General features: G+C 57.3%; 15 protein-coding genes. 6 read left to right on the forward strand and 9 right to left on the reverse strand.

What is annotated here, in order from left to right:
* Positions 1–6: 6 nt before the first annotated feature.
* The 4 genes from mgtE to AC2IAX_RS11150 form a co-directional block, all read right to left on the reverse strand.
* Positions 7–1,416: a magnesium transporter gene (mgtE, locus tag AC2IAX_RS11135; protein WP_494387563.1), complete on the reverse strand. Its 1,410-nt coding sequence runs from the start codon at positions 1,414–1,416 to the stop codon at positions 7–9.
* A 263-nt stretch (positions 1,417–1,679) separates the two neighbouring features.
* Positions 1,680–3,605 (reverse strand): protein kinase domain-containing protein, encoded by a 1,926-nt coding sequence (locus AC2IAX_RS11140; protein ID WP_494390364.1) that lies wholly within the window; start codon positions 3,603–3,605, stop codon positions 1,680–1,682.
* A 121-nt stretch (positions 3,606–3,726) separates the two neighbouring features.
* Positions 3,727–5,064 carry a sensor histidine kinase gene (locus tag AC2IAX_RS11145; protein ID WP_494387564.1) on the reverse strand — a complete coding sequence of 446 codons (1,338 nt, stop codon included), beginning with the start codon at positions 5,062–5,064 and terminating at the stop codon, positions 3,727–3,729.
* A gap of 264 nt (positions 5,065–5,328) precedes the next feature.
* Positions 5,329–5,721 (reverse strand): winged helix-turn-helix transcriptional regulator, encoded by a 393-nt coding sequence (locus AC2IAX_RS11150; protein ID WP_494387565.1) that lies wholly within the window; start codon positions 5,719–5,721, stop codon positions 5,329–5,331.
* 1,420 nt (positions 5,722–7,141) lie between these two features.
* Here AC2IAX_RS11150 and ppsA point away from each other — a divergent pair.
* Positions 7,142–9,604 carry a phosphoenolpyruvate synthase gene (gene ppsA, locus AC2IAX_RS11155; RefSeq protein WP_494387566.1) on the forward strand — a complete coding sequence of 821 codons (2,463 nt, stop codon included), beginning with the start codon at positions 7,142–7,144 and terminating at the stop codon, positions 9,602–9,604.
* 11 nt (positions 9,605–9,615) lie between these two features.
* Here the strand turns inward: ppsA and AC2IAX_RS11160 are convergent, their stop codons facing one another.
* From AC2IAX_RS11160 to AC2IAX_RS11170, 3 genes are all read right to left on the reverse strand, one after another.
* Complete coding sequence (locus AC2IAX_RS11160; RefSeq protein WP_494390365.1) at positions 9,616–10,329, reverse strand: energy-coupling factor ABC transporter ATP-binding protein; 714 nt, start codon at positions 10,327–10,329, stop codon at positions 9,616–9,618.
* A gap of 176 nt (positions 10,330–10,505) precedes the next feature.
* On the reverse strand, positions 10,506–10,787 hold the full coding sequence (locus tag AC2IAX_RS11165; RefSeq protein WP_099533114.1) for a UPF0367 protein family: 282 nt from the start codon (positions 10,785–10,787) through the stop codon (positions 10,506–10,508).
* 207 nt (positions 10,788–10,994) lie between these two features.
* Positions 10,995–12,089 carry an aspartate-semialdehyde dehydrogenase gene (locus AC2IAX_RS11170; protein WP_494387567.1) on the reverse strand — a complete coding sequence of 365 codons (1,095 nt, stop codon included), beginning with the start codon at positions 12,087–12,089 and terminating at the stop codon, positions 10,995–10,997.
* Positions 12,090–12,286: 197 nt separating this feature from the next.
* Here AC2IAX_RS11170 and tig point away from each other — a divergent pair, with 197 nt between their 5' ends.
* From tig to AC2IAX_RS11195, 5 genes are all read left to right on the forward strand, one after another.
* Positions 12,287–13,786: a trigger factor gene (gene tig, locus AC2IAX_RS11175; protein WP_494387568.1), complete on the forward strand. Its 1,500-nt coding sequence runs from the start codon at positions 12,287–12,289 to the stop codon at positions 13,784–13,786.
* Positions 13,787–14,287: 501 nt separating this feature from the next.
* Complete coding sequence (trxA, locus tag AC2IAX_RS11180) at positions 14,288–14,623, forward strand: thioredoxin (RefSeq protein WP_494387569.1); 336 nt, start codon at positions 14,288–14,290, stop codon at positions 14,621–14,623.
* A 461-nt stretch (positions 14,624–15,084) separates the two neighbouring features.
* Positions 15,085–16,104 (forward strand): LOG family protein, encoded by a 1,020-nt coding sequence (locus AC2IAX_RS11185; RefSeq protein WP_494390366.1) that lies wholly within the window; start codon positions 15,085–15,087, stop codon positions 16,102–16,104.
* 101 nt (positions 16,105–16,205) lie between these two features.
* Positions 16,206–17,327: an S-methyl-5-thioribose-1-phosphate isomerase gene (gene mtnA / locus AC2IAX_RS11190; protein WP_494387570.1), complete on the forward strand. Its 1,122-nt coding sequence runs from the start codon at positions 16,206–16,208 to the stop codon at positions 17,325–17,327.
* Positions 17,320–17,931, forward strand: a complete 612-nt coding sequence (locus AC2IAX_RS11195) for a class II aldolase/adducin family protein (protein WP_494387571.1) — start codon at positions 17,320–17,322, stop codon at positions 17,929–17,931. Before mtnA ends, AC2IAX_RS11195 begins: the two co-directional genes overlap by 8 nt.
* 191 nt (positions 17,932–18,122) lie before the next feature.
* Here AC2IAX_RS11195 and AC2IAX_RS11200 read toward each other — a convergent pair whose 3' ends face one another.
* Entirely contained in the window at positions 18,123–19,367 is a 1,245-nt protein-coding gene (locus AC2IAX_RS11200; RefSeq protein ID WP_494387572.1) for a murein hydrolase activator EnvC family protein, read from the reverse strand.
* A gap of 82 nt (positions 19,368–19,449) precedes the next feature.
* Complete coding sequence (locus AC2IAX_RS11205) at positions 19,450–19,656, reverse strand: hypothetical protein (protein ID WP_494387573.1); 207 nt, start codon at positions 19,654–19,656, stop codon at positions 19,450–19,452.
* Positions 19,657–19,989: the final 333 nt, after the last annotated feature.

Raw genomic sequence — 19,989 nt, forward strand, 5'->3', positions numbered from 1 at the left:
CATGCCTCAGCCCCCGTGGAAGCGGGCCAACATGAACCGCGCCACGGTGAAATAGGTCAAAACCCCCAGCATGTCCACCGCTGTGGTGATGAAGGGGGCTGACATCAGGGCCGGGTCAAAGCCCACGCTCTGGAACAAAAAGGGCAAGACCGATCCCGCCGTGGCCGCCAAGGTGGAAATGGCCATCAGGCTCACGCCCACGGAAATGGCGACGGCGGGCGGATATTGAAACAGCAAAGCCCCCACGCAAACCATTGTTCCGAGCATCATGCCCAGCAGGGCCCCGGCTACGGCTTCCCGGCGAATCACCCGCAGGGGCCCCGATCGAATCTGGTCAATGTTGAGTCCCCGAATCACCACGGTGGAGGACTGGGCTCCCACGTTCCCGCCCGTCCCAATCAGCAGCGGGATGAAGGAAGCCAAGGACACCACCTGTTTCAGGATGTCGTCTTGGCCGCGAATAATGGCCCCGGTGACCGCATTGGTGACCAACAACACCAACAACCAAACCACCCGCCGCTGGGCCACGGTCACCAGGTTGGTTTGGAAATAGTCATCATCACCGGCTTGCACACCGCCCAAGGCGTAGATGTCTTTGGTGGCTTCTTCTTCCAAAATGTCGATCACGTCGTCCACGGTGACGATACCCACCAGACGGTTTTCCCGATCGACCACGGGCACGGCCAAAAAGTCGTAGCGCTGGATAATGCGGGCCACTTCCTCTTGGTCTTCATCGGTGGTGACGCTGACCACATCCCGGGTCACCAGCTCGCTCACCAACTGTTGCGGATGGGAGGTGACGATATCCCGCAGGGAAACAATGCCCGTCAGGCAGCGGGTGTTATCGGTCACGTAGAGGTAATAGATAGTCTCCGTGGTGTCCGCGAGGCGGCGAATCCGAGCCAGGGCATCATCAACGGTCATTTCCTCTTTCAGGGAAATGTATTTGGGGGTCATGATCCGGCCGGCGGTGCTGGCTTCGTAACCCAACAGCAGGGCGGTGGCTTCCCGTTCCGCATGGCTCAGTTGGTCCACAATCCGCCGCGCCAGTTTGGCGGGCAATTCGTCAAAGAGCTTGGCCCGATCGTCCGGCGACATTTTATCGACAATATCCAAGACTTCTTGGCGTTTGAAGTCTTCAATCAACAGTTGTTGAACGTTGGATTCTAGGTGTTCATAAACTTCCGCCGCATCGTCCTTGGGCAAGAGCCGAAAGGCTAGGGCCTGCATGGTTTCGGGTAAACCCTCGATCGCCTCGGCAATGTCAGGGGCTTTGACGGGAACCAACAGTGCCTTGGCACCGGTCAGGTTGTTTTGCTCCAAGAGGACTCGCAATTGTTCGCGTACGAGGTCGCGGAGTTCCCGCCGAGAAATCCCCTGAGCCGAATTCATGTCCAGCTCTTGCTCAGTGGCCATGCTCGATCCTCCTCATCGGTCGTCTTGCTTGGAATAAATTGCGTTACGGCATGGTGGGGCGATAACGATGATCGACGGCCCGGGCTGGGCCTGCCAAACTAGCCCTTAGTTTAAGGGGTTTGGCAACGGAAGTTGCTGAAAGTCCCGTTTTGCAGATGATCGGTGAATTGGGGAGTTGCCCCCCGGATCTTGGGTATTGGTCAAGATCACCGCCTGTTGAACGGGCTGGCGGTTGTTGGACTGAGTTTGGCCTTGAGCTGGCCTTAGGTGGGTTGCCAAATTTGGATCGTGTGATCGCCGCTGCCGCTGGCCAAGGTCAACCCATCGGGGGCGATCGCCACCGCATTCACCCACCAATCATGGCCCTTCATCACCTGTAATAGTTCCTGGTTGGCCAGGTTCCAGCAATAGACCTTGCGATCTTCTCCACCCGCAATCAGCAGGCCCGTATGGGGCGCAACGGCCAGGGCAAAGACTGCTTCGGTGCTGTCGCGGAAAATGTGCTGGGGTTTGTCGTTGCTGGGTTGACCGGCTTGCAGGGGCCAGAGCTTGATGGTTTTGTCTTCACCAGCGCTGATCAGCCATTGGCCGTCGGAGGTGACTTGCAGGGCGCAAATTCGACCCAAGTGTTGTTGCAAACTGTGGAGCCGATCGCCCGATCGGGCATCCCAAAAGCCAATTAGCCCATCGCTGCATCCCCCAATTAGCACCTGGCCATCGTGGCTCCAGGCCAGGGCCGGAATCGGTCGGCTGTGGGCACGCCAACTGTGGAGCAGTTCGCCGCTGCGCCAGTTCCACAGCACCAAGCGCCCATCATCGCCGCTGCTGGCCAGGGTTTGACCATCGGGCGAGAGGGCGATCGCGCTGACCCAATCTTGGTGATGCTTGAGGCAATGGTGAGCGGGGCCGCCGGTGATGGGCCAAATCCGCACGGTGCGATCGCTGCTGGCAGAAATGAGACTTTCCCCATCGGGACTAAACAGCAGGGCCGTAATTCGTCCATCATGGCCATCCCAGGCGGCCTGCAGGTTGCTCGTGGCCCATTGCCAAAGGCGAATTTGGCGATCGCCCCCGGCGCTGGCCAGCCATTGCCCATTGGGACTAAAGGCCAGGGCACAGATTCGATCGCTGTGGGCCGCGATTGTGACGGTGGGCCGCCACTTATAGCGCCCGAGATCCAGGGTGACCGAGGGGCTGGGCGCGGCCGAGGGGGATGCATCGCCTTCGCCCAGGGCGGCAATCACGGCTTCGGCGCTGGGGTAACGCTCACTGACGCGATCGCTCAGCAGTCGATCGATCACTTGGCCCAGTTGGGGTTCGATCGATCGCCCCTGTTCTTGCAGGCGATCGCTCCATACCCACCGACCCGCCAGCGGATCAAACAACTCCTCCGGTGCATGGCCCGTGAGCGCAAATAAACTCGTAGCCGCCAGGCTGTAAAGATCACTGGCTGGGTAGGCATGGCCACTCCGCAGTTGTTCCAAGGGCGCGTAGCCCTCCGTGCCCACCCGGGTTCCTCCTCGGGTCACCGTTTCACCCGTCAGTTGCTTGGCCACGCCAAAGTCAATCAATACCGGCTTTTCACCCGATTCCGGCAGCACAATGTTGTCCGGCTTAATGTCCCGGTGAATTACATTGCGTCCATGGACAAACTGCAACACCGGCAGCAAATCCAACAAGAGCGATCGCACGGCCGCCTCGCTCCAGGGGCCCACGCGGGCCACCCGCTGGGCCAACGTGTCCCCCGCAATGAACTGCTGCACCAGATAAAGCCGGCCCCCTTCCGCAAAATAGGCATAGAGGGCGGGAATTTGCGGATGCTCGCCCAATTCCGCTAACCGTTGGGCCTCTTCGGCAAAGAGCTGCTCGTATTTGTCGTAGCTGCTGTCTTGGGCGATCGTGCCGGTGAGGGAGTCCGTCGCCAACAAACCGCGACTAATGGAACCCCCGGCGATCGAGTGAATCGGGTTGCCGCCTTGGGGCGAAAACTGTTTGATGATGCAAGGTTGCTGGAGTCGATCGAGGTCAATGGCCAAATAACTGCGGCCAAACCCCCCTTGCCCCACCGGCCGCACCGGTTGATAGCGATTGCGCAACTGTGCCACCAAGGCTGCCCCGCAGGATTGGCAAAATTGGGCATCATCCCGATTCATCGGTTGATGACAGTGCGGATTTAAGCAGCAAACCATACCGCACAGGGCAGCAATCACCCTTTGATTGAGTTGCTTCCATGTTAAGCCAAGGATCCAAGCCTAAACAGCCTGAATGGGGACAATTGGCGCAGTTGCGGCCCATGGCCACCGCCGCTCCCTAGGCCAAAGGCAACCGAATCACCACTTCCAGACCACCGCTGGGGCGATCGAGCAAATCCAACTGCCCCCCATGGCGCGACGTGATGATGTGATGGGTCGCCGTCAGGCCCGTTTCCTTGACCCGGTGGCGATCGAGCTGGAAATTTTCCAAAATTTGCTGGCGCTGAATGGCCGTCAAACCGGGGCCATTATCCGCGATCGACACAACCGCCCAGGAATGGGCTGCCGCATCCTGTTCCACCCAAGTATTGATTTCGATGTAGGGCTGTTCCGCCGCGCTCAGGGTCACTGCCTTGAGTTGGGCCCGCGTTCCCCGCTCCAACAGCACATCCACCGCATTCACCAACACCGCCATCAACGCCCGATCGATCTGACTGCTATAGCAACAAACCGGCGGCAACGAACCGTAATTGCGCACAAACTCAATCTGTACCGATAACCGACTTTGCAGCAGCAGCACAATACTATTCAGCCGTTGGTGCAAATCCGTTGGATGCGGATAGACATCATCGAGATGACAGAAATTTTGCAAACTGCTGACAATTGCCTTCAGCCGTTCCGCTCCATTGCGCAAACTACTGAGCAACAGTGGCAAATCATCCCGCAAAAAGTCAAAATCCACCGACTCTTCCAAGTTGGTGATCGTCCAGGGGATGGGTTGCTTAGACTGCTCCGCCCAATCTCGGTAGGCATCCACCAACTGCACCAACTGCTCCCCATAGGATCCCAGATGGCTCAGGTTGCCCCAAATGAACCCCACCGGATCCAGAATTTGGTGCGCCACCCCATCCACCAACCGCCCCAGGCTGGCTAACTTGTCGTTTTGAATCGCCTGGAGCTGCATTCGCTCATAGCGAGCCTGGGTTTCAATGCCGCGAATTTGCCAATCCGCCACAATCAAAGCGCGTGTGTCTAGCAGCCGAGGGCCTTCGGCGCATTGCACCACGATCGGATCCGTCAACAGCCCGATCGTGCGGCTCACGGCCCGTTTCATGGCCTGGACGATCGGTAACTCCACCGGCAAAGTTAGGCAATCCCGCTCCAAATAGCCCCACAGGGCCTGCAACGGTTGCTCCAGGATGGTTGCCCCCGAGGGCCGAATGGCAAACTCCAATAATTGCTGGCGGGTAATCACCCCCTCCAGTCGGCCGCGATCCATGACGATCGCCCCGGGAACCCGGGGATAACGGGCCAGCCAGCTCGCCAGCGCAAACCCCGAAACCGTCACATCCACCACGCAGTCATAGCTGGGTAAATCCGCCAGGGTTGCCTCCAGCCCCAAGGACGAACTGGCCGGCTCATGCAACACCGGGGGGCATAGGCTCTTGTCACTCATCAGCAAAAACGGGTCTCAAGCTCCGTCCTGTGGGGCCGGCTGTTGCGGGGCCTGCGTTAATGGTTGTTCGGGCTAAGCCAGGATTCCCGTTGATGGTTGATTAACCCCACTGGGGGCGTTTCAACCGGGAATACCAGGTTTCAGCTTATCCCGAACTTTAGTTTCCAAACAGCCCCAGTCCGGGACAAGCCTCGTTGGAGGCAGTCCCAGTCCAGTTCCAACCCGGCCCAACACCGGGCCAGCAGAATCCCCGTTCGATCGACCCTAAACGACCGTCAACTTAGCGTTGGGGTGGCAACCACAGGGATCGTTGCTATCGACCCATTTCAAACCCAACTGCGCCATCGCCTGCATCACCGGTTCCACCTCCTGCCCCTTGGCCGTCAACGCATATTCCACGTGGGGCGGCACCTCGGGATAAACCCGCCGCACAATTAAGCCATGGCGCTCCAAACCCCGCAGCCGTTGGGTGAGGGTTTTGCTGCTAATGCCGGGTAACAGCATCATCAGCTCACTGGGCCGCCGTGGTTGATCGCGCAGCAGCCGCAAAATCAAGATCGACCACTTATGGCCGATCGCCTCCAAAACCACCTGGATTGGGCAAGCACTATCGGTGCAGGTTTGCTCAGCCGTCATCAACCCCTGTTGTTTACCCATGGTTGTGCCTCCTAAAACACACTGGGAATGATTGATTTCCCCCTCCCAGTTCCACCCTTTGTGGATCCTCAAACATGAGGAATTGAGATAATGAATGAGAGTTTTGAGATCGCCGGTCTAGACGTTGACTGGGTGCTATGACTGCCCAATGGTGAGCAGTGTCAGATGCGCAGGGCGATCGCCCCTTGGGCCTGTTCCAAGTCAGCCCGATCACCGGTCATTCCCACCGGTTGCACCTCGCGGGCCTGAGCCATCGGGGCAACTAGTGAGTCAGCGGTGTACTAGCCGTAAAACCGCCCGTGACCTGGCCGTAGACCCATCATCGTTAACGCCCGATCGTTCAAGGCACGATCGCCCACGCTTAATCCATCGTCGGCAGTGGTTGCTATTACCACCATGACGATTGGATAAGATAACCATCTACTCATCATACGCACTGAATTACGTCATCCCAAGCCAAAAATTGCGATAACACAGCTCCTGTGCATGGTTTTGGGAATTGGGAGCTGATGGTGTCCACAGCGAAGGCTGACCAGAAGCAGCAACCCAAGAACTGACTGATTTGATTTAAATCACCGCTGAGTTAAGGGATTTCAGCGGTTAAAAATCGATAGAAATCCAATCAGCGGGCATGGAAACTTAAAGTCTCTGAACTAAAAGTCAGGAAACTTCAAACTTTCTCAGGGAGTTCTCAAGGACTCAAAGACGTTTTGGATATTTTTATTTTCCTTTAGATTGCCCTCAATCGTCAAATCAGATTGAATTCTTTACTTTCGGATTCCAAGAATCAACTTGGAAATGACCTTGCCTAAATCATGTCCTTTGAGGAACGATTGAAGTATCTCCTCCTGTAAAGGCTAAGTTCAGCAAATTCCAAAATCCTTGGCAAATGATCGGACTGTTTTGTCAATGGGTTCACAAACTCTCTTAACACGATCATTTCGATCGAGTCATCCGATGGATCCCTGTAGCGGCTCCTCAAATTTTGGTCAATTCCCTCATTTCATTCAAAATTACGAACTGTTAAGGTCTGAGATCACCATTATCGTTGCATGGACTTGACCAAGATTGACTGCAAAAGATTGATTTTGACGAATTGCCATCGTTTCGCATCATCTGACTGTTAAGGTCGGGTTTTGATCATTAACTTGCCTTAAACCGTGAATTTCGATAGGCGGTGATGCGGATTTTTTGCTGCAATGCTGCTGAAGGATGAGTGTTATTGGGCTGGCTCTGTGAACGGTCAGAGGGTAAATTAACTGACTTTTAGCCAGGGTTGGATGGCAACCACTGCCTCCGATCGTTGTTGGCTAAAGGTGGGATCAAGAAAAAGATTCCTGACAATAATTGCCGATTACAAATTGCCGATTACAGATTCCGTTCTTGAAGGTTGTTCAAGGTTGTTCTGAGGTCTTCGGTTATGACACATGCCACGTCAGTGCCTCATGCCCGCCCTGCGGCTGATCGCGATCGGGCGTTAGTGCTTTGGTTCGATCAAGTGGGCATTGCCGATTTGCCCTTGGTCGGCGGTAAGAATGCTTCTTTGGGGGAAATGATTCGTCAGTTGACCGCGAAGGGCGTGCGTGTTCCGAATGGATTTGCCACCACGGCGTTTGCCTACCGATCGTTTATTCAAGAATCGGGGTTAGAAGCCAAGCTGCGGGACATTTTTGCCACCTTAGATGTGGATAATGGTGAAAGTTTGCGGCGGTGTGGTCAAAAGGCGCGGAATTTGATTTTGCACGCGGAATTTCCGATGAATTTGCAAGAGGAAATTACCCGGGCCTATCAGGCGCTCTGTTCGCAATACGGGGCGGATGTGGATGTGGCGGTGCGATCGAGCGCCACGGCGGAAGATTTGCCCGATGCCAGCTTTGCGGGGCAACAGGAAACCTATCTGAACGTCCATGGCATGGCGGCGGTGTTGGAAGCCTGTAAGCGCTGTTTTGCGTCGATTTTCACCGATCGCGCCATTTCCTACCGTCAAATTAAGGGCTTTGACCACTTTGAGGTGGCCCTATCCGTGGGGGTGCAAAAGATGGTGCGCTCCGACATGGACAGTTCGGGCGTGATTTTCACCCTGGACACGGAAACCGGCTTCCGGGATGTGGTGCTGGTGACGGCGGCCTATGGTTTGGGCGAAAACGTGGTGCAAGGGGCGGTGAACCCCGATGAGTACGTGGTCTTTAAGCCCACCTTGGCCCAGGGCAAGCGGCCCATTCTGAGTAAGCGGCTGGGCACGAAAGAGATCAAGATGATCTATGCGCCGGGCAGCACCAAACCCACCAAGAATGTGCCGGTGGCCTTGGCCGATCGCAACCGCTATGCGATCGGGGACGATGACATTGTGCAACTGGCCCGCTGGGCGGTGATCATTGAGGATCACTATTCCGAAGTGCGCGGCCTGCCGACTCCGATGGACATTGAGTGGGCCAAGGATGGGCAAACGGGCGATTTGTTTATTGTGCAAGCCCGCCCAGAAACGGTGCAGTCCCAACGCAGCGGCAATGTGCTGCAAAACTATGTGATTACGCTGCCGCCGGAACAACGGCCACCGGTGGTGATTACCGGTCGCAGCGTCGGTGAAAAGGTGGGCCGCGGTCGAGCACGGGTGATTTTGGACGTGCATCGCATTGACGAGTTCGAGGCGGGTGAAGTGCTGGTCACCAACCGCACGGATCCGGACTGGGAACCGATTATGAAGAAGGCCAGCGCGATCGTCACCAACCAAGGCGGTCGCACCTGTCACGCGGCGATCATTGCTCGGGAAATGGGCATCCCGGCGATCGTCGGGGCCGGCAACGCCACCAGCGCCGTGGAAACGGGCCAAATGCTCACGGTGTCCTGTTGTGAAGGGGACGAAGGCAAGGTCTACGCCGGAGAAGTGCCCTTTGAGATTAAAGAAACCCGCCTGGATAATTTGCCCCGACCCAAAACCCAGATCTTGATGAATGTGGGCAATCCGGAAGAGGCGTTCAGCCTGGCCTCGTTGCCCTGCGATGGGGTGGGTTTGGCGCGGTTGGAGTTCATTATTGCCAACCACATCCAAGTCCATCCGATGGCGCTGATCCAGTACGACAAGCTGGAGGATAAGTCGGTGCGTAAGCAGGTGGGCGAGTTGACGCACCTGTATAAGACCAATCGTCCGCAATACTACGTGGAGAAGCTGGCCCAAGGGGTGGGCACGATCGCGGCGGCCTTCTATCCCAAGCCGGTGATTGTGCGGATGTCGGATTTCAAGACCAATGAATATGCCAACCTGCTGGGCGGGCGGCAATTCGAGCCGATCGAAGAAAACCCGATGATCGGCTGGCGCGGCGCATCTCGCTACTACGATCCGAAATTCCGGGCTGCTTTTGCGTTGGAATGCCAGGCCCTGAAGCGCGTCCGCGACGACATGGGCTTAACCAATGTGATTCCGATGATTCCGTTCTGCCGCACCCCAGAAGAAGGGATGCGGGTGTTGGAGGTGATGGCGGAAAACAGCCTGAAACGGGGCGAAAACGGCTTGCAGATCTATGTGATGTGCGAGCTGCCGAGCAACGTGATCGCTGGGGATGCCTTCAGCGAGGTGTTTGATGGGTTCTCGATCGGCTCCAATGACCTGACGCAACTCACATTGGGTCTCGATCGCGATTCCGCGTTGGTGGCGCACCTGTTCGATGAACGCTGCACGGCGGTGAAACGGATGGTGAGCATGGCAATTAAGACCGCCAAGGCCAACGGCCGCAAGATTGGGATTTGTGGTCAAGCACCCAGTGACTACCCGGAATTTGCCCAATTCCTGGTGCAGGAGGGGATTGACTCCATCAGCTTGAACCCGGATTCGGTCTTGAAGACGTTGCTGGCGATCGCGGACATTGAAACGGAAACCGTGCAATAGTCCCTGAGCGATCACGGGGTCAGGAGTCGATCGCGCATGGCCGCTGGTTTGCCGGCGGCCACAACCCGTCCGTTTTCCAGCAAAAAGGCCCCATCGCAATAGTCCAGTTCTTCGAGGCGATGGGTGACCCAAAGGGCCGTAATTCCCCGATCGTCCACCAACTGCCGCACACAGCGCACCAAGTCCAATTGACTGTCGGGGTCGAGCAGGGCGGTGGGTTCATCGAGCAACAAGACTTCGCAACGGGTGGCGATCGCTCCGGCAATGGCTACCCGTTGCTTTTGGCCGCCGCTGAGGGCATAGATCGGGCGGCGTTCCAAGTCCAAAATATTGAGTTCCGCCAGGGCGCTACGGATTCGATCGCGTGTTTCGATCGCCGAGAGATTCTCTTCGGCCAACCCAAAGGCCACATCTGACCCCACCGTGGGCATCACCAATTGGCGATCGGGATTTTGAAACACAAACCCCACAGGCCGCCGCAACAACACCTGGCCGGCGCTCGGTTGGTTCAACCCCGCCAAGAGCTGCATCAGGGTTGATTTGCCGCTGCCATTGGTTCCCAGCAGCATCCAAAACTCCCCGGCGGGCACGCTCAGGGAGCAGTTTTTCAGGACGGGTTTATCAGTGGCCCACTGGAACGAGACTTGCCGCACCGTGATCGCTGGTTCCGTTACCCGATCGTTTGGGAACAATCCCCGCTCATCCGGTTTGGGCTGGCCTTGCATGGGGGCGATCGTCCTTAACAGTGCGCGATAGAGATGTTGAACCGTGCGAAAGACCGACCCAATCACAGGGCAACCTCAACCCAGCGAACCAGCATGATGGTGCTCAAACTTGTTGATGAGCAAGGGGCTTAAGCCCCTTGTCTGGTTGAGTGGCGATTGGATCGGTCACGCCAGACCTAGTTGGTTGCGCCCGTGGCGGCGGCCAAGAAACCGGCCGTCCGGCCGCCCGCTTGGGCTGCGCCAGACTTATCGCTGATTTGCACAGCCACCACTTCGCTGGTCAGGATGGAAATTTTCTTGCCCACCATTTTTTCACAGGTCAAATCAAGCCATTGGGCCTGACCCGATTGCACAAAACCCAAAATTTCCGCATAGAGCGCTTCCGCATCTTCCGCATTCTTGCGCTGCACCGAAAACGTGGCGGGCGAACTCTTGAGAGCAACTTCGATCGTGAACATAGCACTGGAAACCAGAAACAGCTTGGGAGTTGGCCGATTCAGCCTTCATCGAATGGGGCGCAGCCGGGATCATCTTAGCGCGGTGGCCAAGGCGCGATCGCCCAGAAAACCGATCACACCCCAACCGCGATCGCACCGTGAGGGGGCAAGGGGCTGAAGCCCCTTGTCTATGCCGGTTCCCTGGTTTGCACCCGACGGTTGGCCGCTCTAGCGGGCGGATTTGCGCTTCACCCAGCCTTTTTCCACGAGCAATTCCGCGATTTGCACCGCATTCAGGGCCGCACCCTTGCGAATTTGGTCGCCACAGAGCCAGAGGTCGATCGCGTGGGGGTTGGAAATGTCCTGGCGAATCCGCCCCACCAACACGTTATCTTTGCCGCTGGCATCGATCGGCATCGGGAAGTAGTTGCGCTCCCAATCCTCCAGCAGGGTCACGCCGGGGGCCGACTTCAGGATCTCGCGGACGCGATCGACCGGGAACGGCTCCGCAAATTCCAAATTCAGCGCCTCCGAGTGGGCCCGCAACACCGGCACGCGCACGCAAGTGGCCGTCACCCGCAGGGCTTCTGTGCCGAAGATCTTGCGGGTTTCGTTCACCATTTTCATTTCCTCTTCGCAGTAGCCATTGGGGCCCAGGGGCGAGTTGTGCGGGAACAGGTTAAAGGCCAAGGGATAGGGCAAAATTTCCGCCACCGGCTCGCCCCCATCCAAAATCGCCCGCGACTGCACTTTCACCTCTTCCATGGCCCGAGCGCCCGCGCCGCTGGCCGATTGATAGGTGGCAGCCACGATCCGCTGGATCGGTTGCACCAAATGCAGGGGCCAAGTGGCCACCGCCATCAAAATCGTTGTGCAGTTGGGGTTGGCGATAATGCCTTCGTGGTTGGCCGCCGCCTCGGGGTTCACCTCGGGCACGACCAAGGGCACGTCGGGCCGCATCCGAAAGGCGCTGGAATTGTCGATCGTCACGGCTCCCGCGGCCACGATCGTGTCAATCCAAGCCTTGGAGGTACTACCTCCGGCCGAGGCCAGCACAATATCCACGCCCTTGAAGGCTTCGGCGGTGGTGGCTTCCACGGTCAGGGTTTCGCCGCCAAAGGTGCAGGCCTGGCCGGCCGATCGCGCCGAAGCCAGCAACTTCAGTTCTGCGATCGGGAACTGCCGTTCTTCGAGCAATTGCAGCAGCTCCGTACCCACAGCGCCCGTAGCGCCCAAAATGGCGACGCGATATCCAGCCAAGGTCTTCTCTCCCCAGGAACGCCAAAAACTAGCCAACTCGATCGCCCATGCAGAGGGGCGCATTTCAGCTAGGATAGTCTATTGCGGTTCATCTGGCGTAGCTTGCCCGTCAACGTCGCACCTCGCTTCAGCACGATGCCGCAGCACTATGCCAGCGCCGCACGTCGCTCGGTTATAGGTCTGGCGATCGCCAGCTTGTGTTGCAAGTTTCGTTGAGTCCGTTTCGTTTTGTCAGTTGTTTGTCAGTTGTTGGATCATCCATGAAAGTCACCCAGGAAAAACTGTCCGCCAGTCAGGTTAGCCTCACGATCGAAGTGCCCGCTGAACTGTCGGCCAAGGTCTACGAAGACACCCTCAGTAAGTACGCCAAAGCCGTCAAACTTCCTGGGTTCCGCAAGGGCAAAGTGCCCCGCGCCGTGTTGATTCAGCAAATTGGCCCCGCCGCCCTCAAGGCCGCCAGTCTGGATGAGTTGGTGGAAGCGGGCGTGAAGGCCGCCATCAAGCAAGAAAAAATTGAACCCGCCGGCCAGGCCCAAATCACCTCCTCCGAAGAGGAACTGTTCTCGAAGTTTGAGCCGGGCCAAACCCTGACCTTTGTGGTCACGCTGGATGTGGTTCCCGACGTTGAGTTGCCAACCTACACCGGCTTGGAGATCCAAGTTGAGCGTGTTGATCCCGACCCCAGCCGGGTCGACCGGATCCTGGAACAGCAACAGGAATCCTCTGCCGATTTGATTCCCGTGGAAGGTCGCCCGGCCCAGTTGGGCGATGCCGTGGTGATTGACTACAAAGGAACCCTCACCCCCGAAGAAGGCAAAACCGATCCAGAAGATCTCTCCGGCCTGGAAGCGACGGATTTTCAAGTGGACTTGGATCAGAAGAAATTCATCCCCGGCTTTGTCGATGGAATCGTGGGCATGAATGCCGGTGAGAGCAAGTCAATCACCGTGCGCTTCCCAGCCGATTACGGCCGCGAAGACCTGCAAGATCGCGAAGTCACCTTTGAGATCACCCTGCATGACATCAAAGAGCGCGAATTGCCCGAGCTGACTGACGAGTTCATCAAATCAATCAGCAAATACGAAACCCTGGCGGAGCTGCGGGCCGATTTTGAGTCCCAGTACCAACAGGAAGCCGACGAGCAAACCGAACAGAACAAGGAAGCGGCCCTGATTGCCGCTTTGATTGACAATGTGGATGTGGATTTGCCCGAAAGCCTGGTGCAGCAAGAGGTACGCGGGATTGTGAACCAGTCCATGTATCAACTGCAAAGCCAGGGCATTGATGTGCGCAAGTTCATCAACGATGAACTGATGGCCAACATGCAGCAAACGGCGCGCCCGGATGCCGTTCGGCAAGTGAAGACGGATTTGGTGCTGCGGGCTGTGGGTCGCAAAGAGTCGATCGAGGTCAGCGATGAGGAAGTGCAAGCCCGCGCGAAGGAGTTGAAGGCTGCCCTTTCTGGCCAAAAGGTCGATCGCGCTCGGTTGGAATCCGTGGTTTACGAAGACCTGTACCGGGGCAAGGTGCTGACTTGGTTGAAGGAAAACAACAGCTTTGAGCTGCTGGAACCCGGTTCCCTGAGCCAGGCGGAAGAGTCAGAAGCAACCGAAGCAACCGAAGCGGAGGAAACCCCTGCCGCTGAAGCCACGGTCGATGTGACCGCTGAGAGCGCCACCGACACCGACGACACCGACGACACCGAGGCAGCCGGTCAAAAGGGCGCGGCCAAGAAGGGCAAGGGCAAGAAGGCCGACTAACCCAAGGCTGGCTAGCTTAGGAATGGGTCTCGCTGTGGTGGCTAATGCAGGTGGCTGATGCAGGCCATAGGCAAAACTAGTTAGTCAACAACCAGGCCGATCGCCCGATCGGGATTGGAGCAATCACTAGGTTCTCCGACCCGATCGCGCCCTAACTTAGCCACCGCCAGCGATCGCCCAAGCGCAGCCCCGAAACAGACCGGATCCCCAGTAGTTCCGCTGTGATTTCGCTTGATCCGCCGCGATCTCGTACCCGATCTCGTAAAGTTTCTGAGCGATCGGTCAAATCGTCAGAGCTGGAGTTTTGCTTGTGGTAATCTGGATTTGCCTCGTATCAAGCATGGCGTGCCAAATCCCTCAAGGACTTGTCTAGGCAGGGGAACGGCGGTTCAGGAACTAACCTTGGCTTTGGGAAATTTTCCATGTTTTGGCCGAGGAAAGATGTCAAGATTGGTCTGAGTCAAAAGACTGATTTAGTAACGGTTTAGAGGATAGGTCAGCATGGCGGCAGCAACGGCAGTTACCGACGCAAACTTCGAGGCAGAAGTGCTCCAAAGCACAGTCCCAGTATTGGTAGATTTCTGGGCACCCTGGTGCGGGCCTTGTCGGATGGTAGCGCCGGTGGTTGATGAAATCGCTCAAGAATTTGACAAGAAAGTGAAGGTTGTGAAGCTGAATACCGATGAAAACCCTGGCATTGCAAGCCAGTACGGTATTCGCAGCATTCCCACCCTCATGATTTTCAAGGGCGGCGATCGCGTGGATATGGTTGTGGGCGCAGTGCCAAAGACCACCTTGGCCGGCACCCTCGCTAAGTACATCGATGAGACCAAGTAACACAAAGCTAAGGAGTGAATGCTGGCCCAGGCTCGCTTGATTGGGAACCCCGAATCAGCGATGGGGTCAGCTCCTCGGTGGTGGTTTGATCGTTCCTGTTGCGAGTAGTTTAGGGTTCACTCGGGGTGCTGAAAACGTTTTAGCAACCTTCAAAAGATGTTCCAAAAGCCCCTGAACCTGAACAGAAATTGGTAAGTACGAAGAACCTGGCTTGGCCAGGTTCTTTTGTTTTGGTCTGATTCGATCGGTTTTGATTGGTTTTGGCCTAAGTTGACCGGTTTTGATTGGTTTTGTACCAAAGGAACGTTAACGGCAATTTAAGGGGGGATCGCCGGGGATCGTGAAGTGAGATATTGAAAAAAAGACAGATTGCGCTGGCCCAAGCAAGCCAGGGAGGGACTGTGGCCTTTTCGTCATTATCCGTAGACCGTCGGAACAGCGGAGAACGGTTGCGCCATCAGATGGTGGATTTGCTCGATCGCCTGGAAACCCTTCCCAACAGCGGCCTGGTGCAGTTAGCCCTCGAAACTGTGTTGGAATTGGCCGACAGCCACGCCGATCGCCTGGATTGGAAAATCCTGAACGGTGCTCTAATCGACATGCAACGGGCGATCGAGGTGTTCTATCCCTATCGCCATGTGCGGAAGGTGGCCATCTTTGGGTCAGCCCGCACGCCCGAGCAAGAGCCAGAATATGAGGCGGCCTTGACCTTCGCCCGTTGCATCACGGCCCGGGGTTTCATGGCCATCACGGGAGCCGGCCCGGGCATCATGCAGGCGGCCAATGAGGGGGCCGGCCGGGAAAAGTCCTTTGGCCTCAATATCCAGTTGCCCTTTGAGCAAACCTCCAATCCCCACATTGACGGGGATCCCAAGCTGGTGAACTTCAAGTATTTCTTTACGCGCAAGCTATTCTTCCTGCGCGAAAGCGATGCGGTGGCGTTGTTTCCCGGGGGCTTTGGCACGCAGGATGAGGCCTTTGAGTGCCTCACGCTGTCGCAAACGGGCAAGTTTGGCCCAGCGCCCATTGTGCTGCTCGATCGCCCCGGTGGAGACTATTGGCAAACCTGGGAAGCCTACCACCGTGACCACCTGCTGCGCCGTGGCCTGATCAGCCCTGAAGATTTGAATTTGTATTTCATGACTGATCGCCCGGCCGCCGCCTGTGACTACATCGCGGACTTTTATCGGATTTATCACTCCAGCCGCTATGTGGGCGATCGGCTGGTGTTGCGATTGCGAACGGAACTGTCGGATGAGTGGTTAGCCAACCTGAACGAAACCTTCCGTGACATTTTGGTTCATGGGGCGATCGAAAAATCCGCCGCCCTGCCCGCAGAACGCAACAGCCCTACGGTAGGGTTGCCGCGCTTGGTGATGACGTTTAACCAACGGGATTTGGGTCGGTTGCACCAGTTAATTCACCAAATCAATCAATTTCAGCCTGCCACGACGTTGTTTCCGCATCCGGAGGTGAAATAGTTGCCGACGGGTTCTCCCGGCTGTGGATGCACCCTTGGCTTGAGCCAGGCCAACCCTCAATGCCAAGATGACGATCGCCCTTTGGATTGTGGTGGTGGTTCATGAAAATTGCTGGTGTTGCGACCCGAACCATTCAGTTTGATCCCGATCGCCCGGAAACGGTGGCGGTGATTGACCAGCGGCAATTGCCCCATCAACTGGTTTGGCAACCGCTGCCGGATTTGGAAACGGCCGCTTGGGCGATCGAGGAAATGGTGGTGCGTGGTGCGCCGCTGATTGGGGCCACGGCGGCGGTGGGGATGGCCCTGGCGGGTATGGCAGCGCGATCGGCAGCGGACTTTCAGGGCGCGATCGCGGAGGCGGCCCAACGGCTGCTGAAAACGCGGCCCACGGCCGTGAACCTCCATTGGGCGATCGCTCAGCAGTTGGCGGCGGTGGCCGATTGTCAGTCTGGGGCGGCCGCGTTCGATCGGCTGCGGCTGCGGGCCGCCGAAATCATCGAGGCCGACGTGCAGCAATGTGCCCAAATTGGCCACCACGGCCAACGCCTAATTGCAGACATCTATGGCCGCACCGGCCGCCCTGTGAATGTGCTGACACACTGCAATGCGGGCTGGCTGGCCTGCGTGGACTGGGGAACCGCCACCGCTCCCATTTATCAAGCCTTTGATCAGGGGATTCCGCTTCATGTGTGGGTAGACGAAACCCGCCCACGCAACCAGGGTGCAAAGCTGACCGCTTGGGAGTTGGGCCAACATGGCGTGCCCCATACCCTGATTGCGGACAACACGGGCGGCCACCTGATGCAGCATGGTTTGGTGGATTTGGTGATTGTGGGGAGCGATCGCACCACGCGCTGTGGCGATGTGGCCAACAAAATTGGTACTTACCTCAAGGCCTTGGCCGCGAAGGATAACGAGGTGCCGTTTTACGTGGCCCTGCCGTCTTCCACGATCGATTGGATCTTGCGGGACGGGGTGCGGGAAATTCCGATCGAACAACGGAGCGATCGGGAAGTGAAATATATGGACGGCCGCACAGAATCGGGAGAAATTGCCCCTGTGCTGATTTGCCCGGAAGCATCCCCGGCGGCGAACTATGGGTTTGATGTGACCCCGGCCCGGTTGGTCACGGGGTTGATCACCGAGCGCGGTCTTTGTGCGGCCTCCGAGGCGGGCTTGCTGGGCCTGTTTCCCGAACAGGAGACCCAAACTCATGGATGAGGGCGTAATTAAATTTGCCTGCGATTGGGAACAGGCTCCCCCGATCGCCCTTGACCCGGTGGCGTTGCAGGCGCTGATCACCTGGCGCGATCGGCTGTTTCAGTGGGGGGCGATCGGGGTGTATCCCAACGGCATTGGCTACGGCAACCTCAGCATTCGTCTGGGGATCGATCGATTTCTGATTTCCGGTACGCAGACGGGCCACCTCACCACCACCGGCCCCGAGCATTACACCCTGGTCGATCGCTGGGAGATCGATCGCAACTGGCTGCACTGCCGGGGGCCGATCTGCGCCTCGTCGGAATCCCTGACCCATGCGGCCATCTACCAACTGGATCCAAACATTCAGGCGATTATTCACGGTCACTGTCCCGCCCTTTGGGATCAAGAGCGCGATCGCCTGCCCACCACTCGGGCAACGGTTCCCTACGGCACACCGGCCATGGCGCGGGAAATGGCGCGGCTGTTTACCGAAAGTCCCTTACCGGAATGCCGCATTTTGGTGATGGCGGGTCATGAGGATGGGGTGTTGTCCTTTGGCCAAGATTTGGAAACGGCGGCCCAACCGTTGCTCGATCGCCTCGCGACCCTAGGGGTGAGCTGAATAGGGTTAATCAACGGTTGATCTCGCTGGGGGCCTGTCGTTAAATCACCTAAAACCCTGGTTCCACCGCTAGCAGATCGTGGGGGGCAAGGGGCTTAAGCCCCTTGTCTAGGTTGGCTAGGGCGTTGAGGATCAACCATTTTCACTTGATCCTAGAAAACAACGACAGGCCCGAACCCTCGGACATGGCTTTAGCGCAGGTAGGGCACTGGATCCACTGGATTGCCATTTTCCCGCACTTCAAAATGCAAGTGGGGCCCCGTGGACAGCCCCGTGGAACCAACGGCGGCGATCGCCTCGCCCTTTTGCACCGTTTGCCCCACCCGCACATAGAGTTCGCTGTTGTGACCATAGAGGGTGGACAGGCCATCCCCCCGATCGATCACCACCGTGTTGCCATAGCCCCCAAACGAGCCGGCCACCACCACGGTTCCGCCATGGGCCGATCGCACCGTGGTTCCATAGGCTGCCCCAAAATCAATCCCATTGTGCTGTCGGCCGTAGCCCAAAATCGGATGCACCCGCCAGCCAAACCCACTAGTGATCAGCGCGTCCACGGGCGTAGCCAAAATGCCGCCCGGTAACTTCAGAATTTTGGGTTCACCGGCATTCAGACTCCCAAACTGGCCCGGTACGCGAAAGGCGGCCATGCGATTTAAACGGGCGATCGCCTCGGCCTGTTGCTGTTCGGTAATGCGCTGCTGAATCAAGCGCGTGAGGTTGGCCGAGTCCCGATCGAGCTGGGCCTGTTCCGTTTGCAAGCGGGCTTGGTCGGCCCGCAAGGCGGCCGCCCGGGCCTGCTCCGCTTGGGTGCGGCGACGCAATTCCAACTCCTCCAGGCTCAGATCTTGGCTGAGGCTGGCCAATTCCCGACGGCGTTCTTGCCACTGACTGCGCTGCAAACTGAGCTGATCCGCAGCGCGATCGAGTTCCTTCAGTTGCCGGCGATCGGCTCCATAGACCGCTTGCAGCCGGTGTTGATGATCAAAAAACTGTTCGATCGACTTGCTCTGGAGCAATGCCGCCAATCCCCACTGGGGCGACTGTTGTTGCAAAAACCGCAGCCGCGCCACGATCGCCAACCGTTTGCGCTGGTAGTTCTGTTCCGCAAGGGCTAAATCGCGCTCCAAAATCGCCAACTGATCCACCGCCGTATCCAAACGGCTTTGGGTCTGCTCGGCTTCGGCTTCGGTGCGATCAAGCGACTGCTCCAGGGTTTTCATCTGTTCCTGGGTTGCCTGTTGCTGTTGCTGGACGGTTTGCCGCTGTTCCTTAACGGTTTGCCGCTGCTGGTTCAGTTGCTGTTGCTGTTGGCGCAACTCCGGCAAGGACTGCGATCGGGCCAGGTCAACCGACCCCAGCAACCAACCCAACCCCAACAGGAACCCCAACCCGATCGCCACTAGCCAAGGGCGCGATCGAGTGAACCATGGCATTACCCATCCCCTTGGTCGTTTGATTGACCATCGAAATGGATTGCCCAACAACGGTGCTGCATGAGTCGATCGGGGGGCGTGCTCAGGAGCGATCGCCATAACGGAGCCATCCTCGCCAAACCGAATGGAAAATTCGATTCAACGCCTGTTGCTCATGCTCCGTCAAGTCGCTGTCCACCAGCGCCTCATGGAGTCGCTCGCATTGATCCTCTGTAATGACCCCTGAAGTCATCGCATCTGCGTAAATTTCCATCAGGGTTGCATCCGATAAATTCACAGCATTAGCCATGGTCTTTATGACTTTTTTTAAGAAAATTACCCATCCCAAATGCCCCATACACAGCGACGGCTCAACCCCAAAATTGGCATCTGCACAACCCAAAATGCATGGATTTCATTATGAACAAATCCATGATCTGGACTAGGAGTCACAGTGCTGCATCTGAGACTGATCCTCAAGGGGCGATCGGCGCGGGAGCGCGGGGATCAAATCATAACCATTTGCTCAAGGATCTGAGAAACGGCCTTTGAAACCAGGCTCCTGATGTGACCGAAACAAACGGTCATCAACAGTACCACCCGCCCTGATTGCTGCAAAATTCAGCGAAGTTCAGACCTGATC

This window comes from Limnothrix sp. HT2024 (assembly GCF_059138625.1).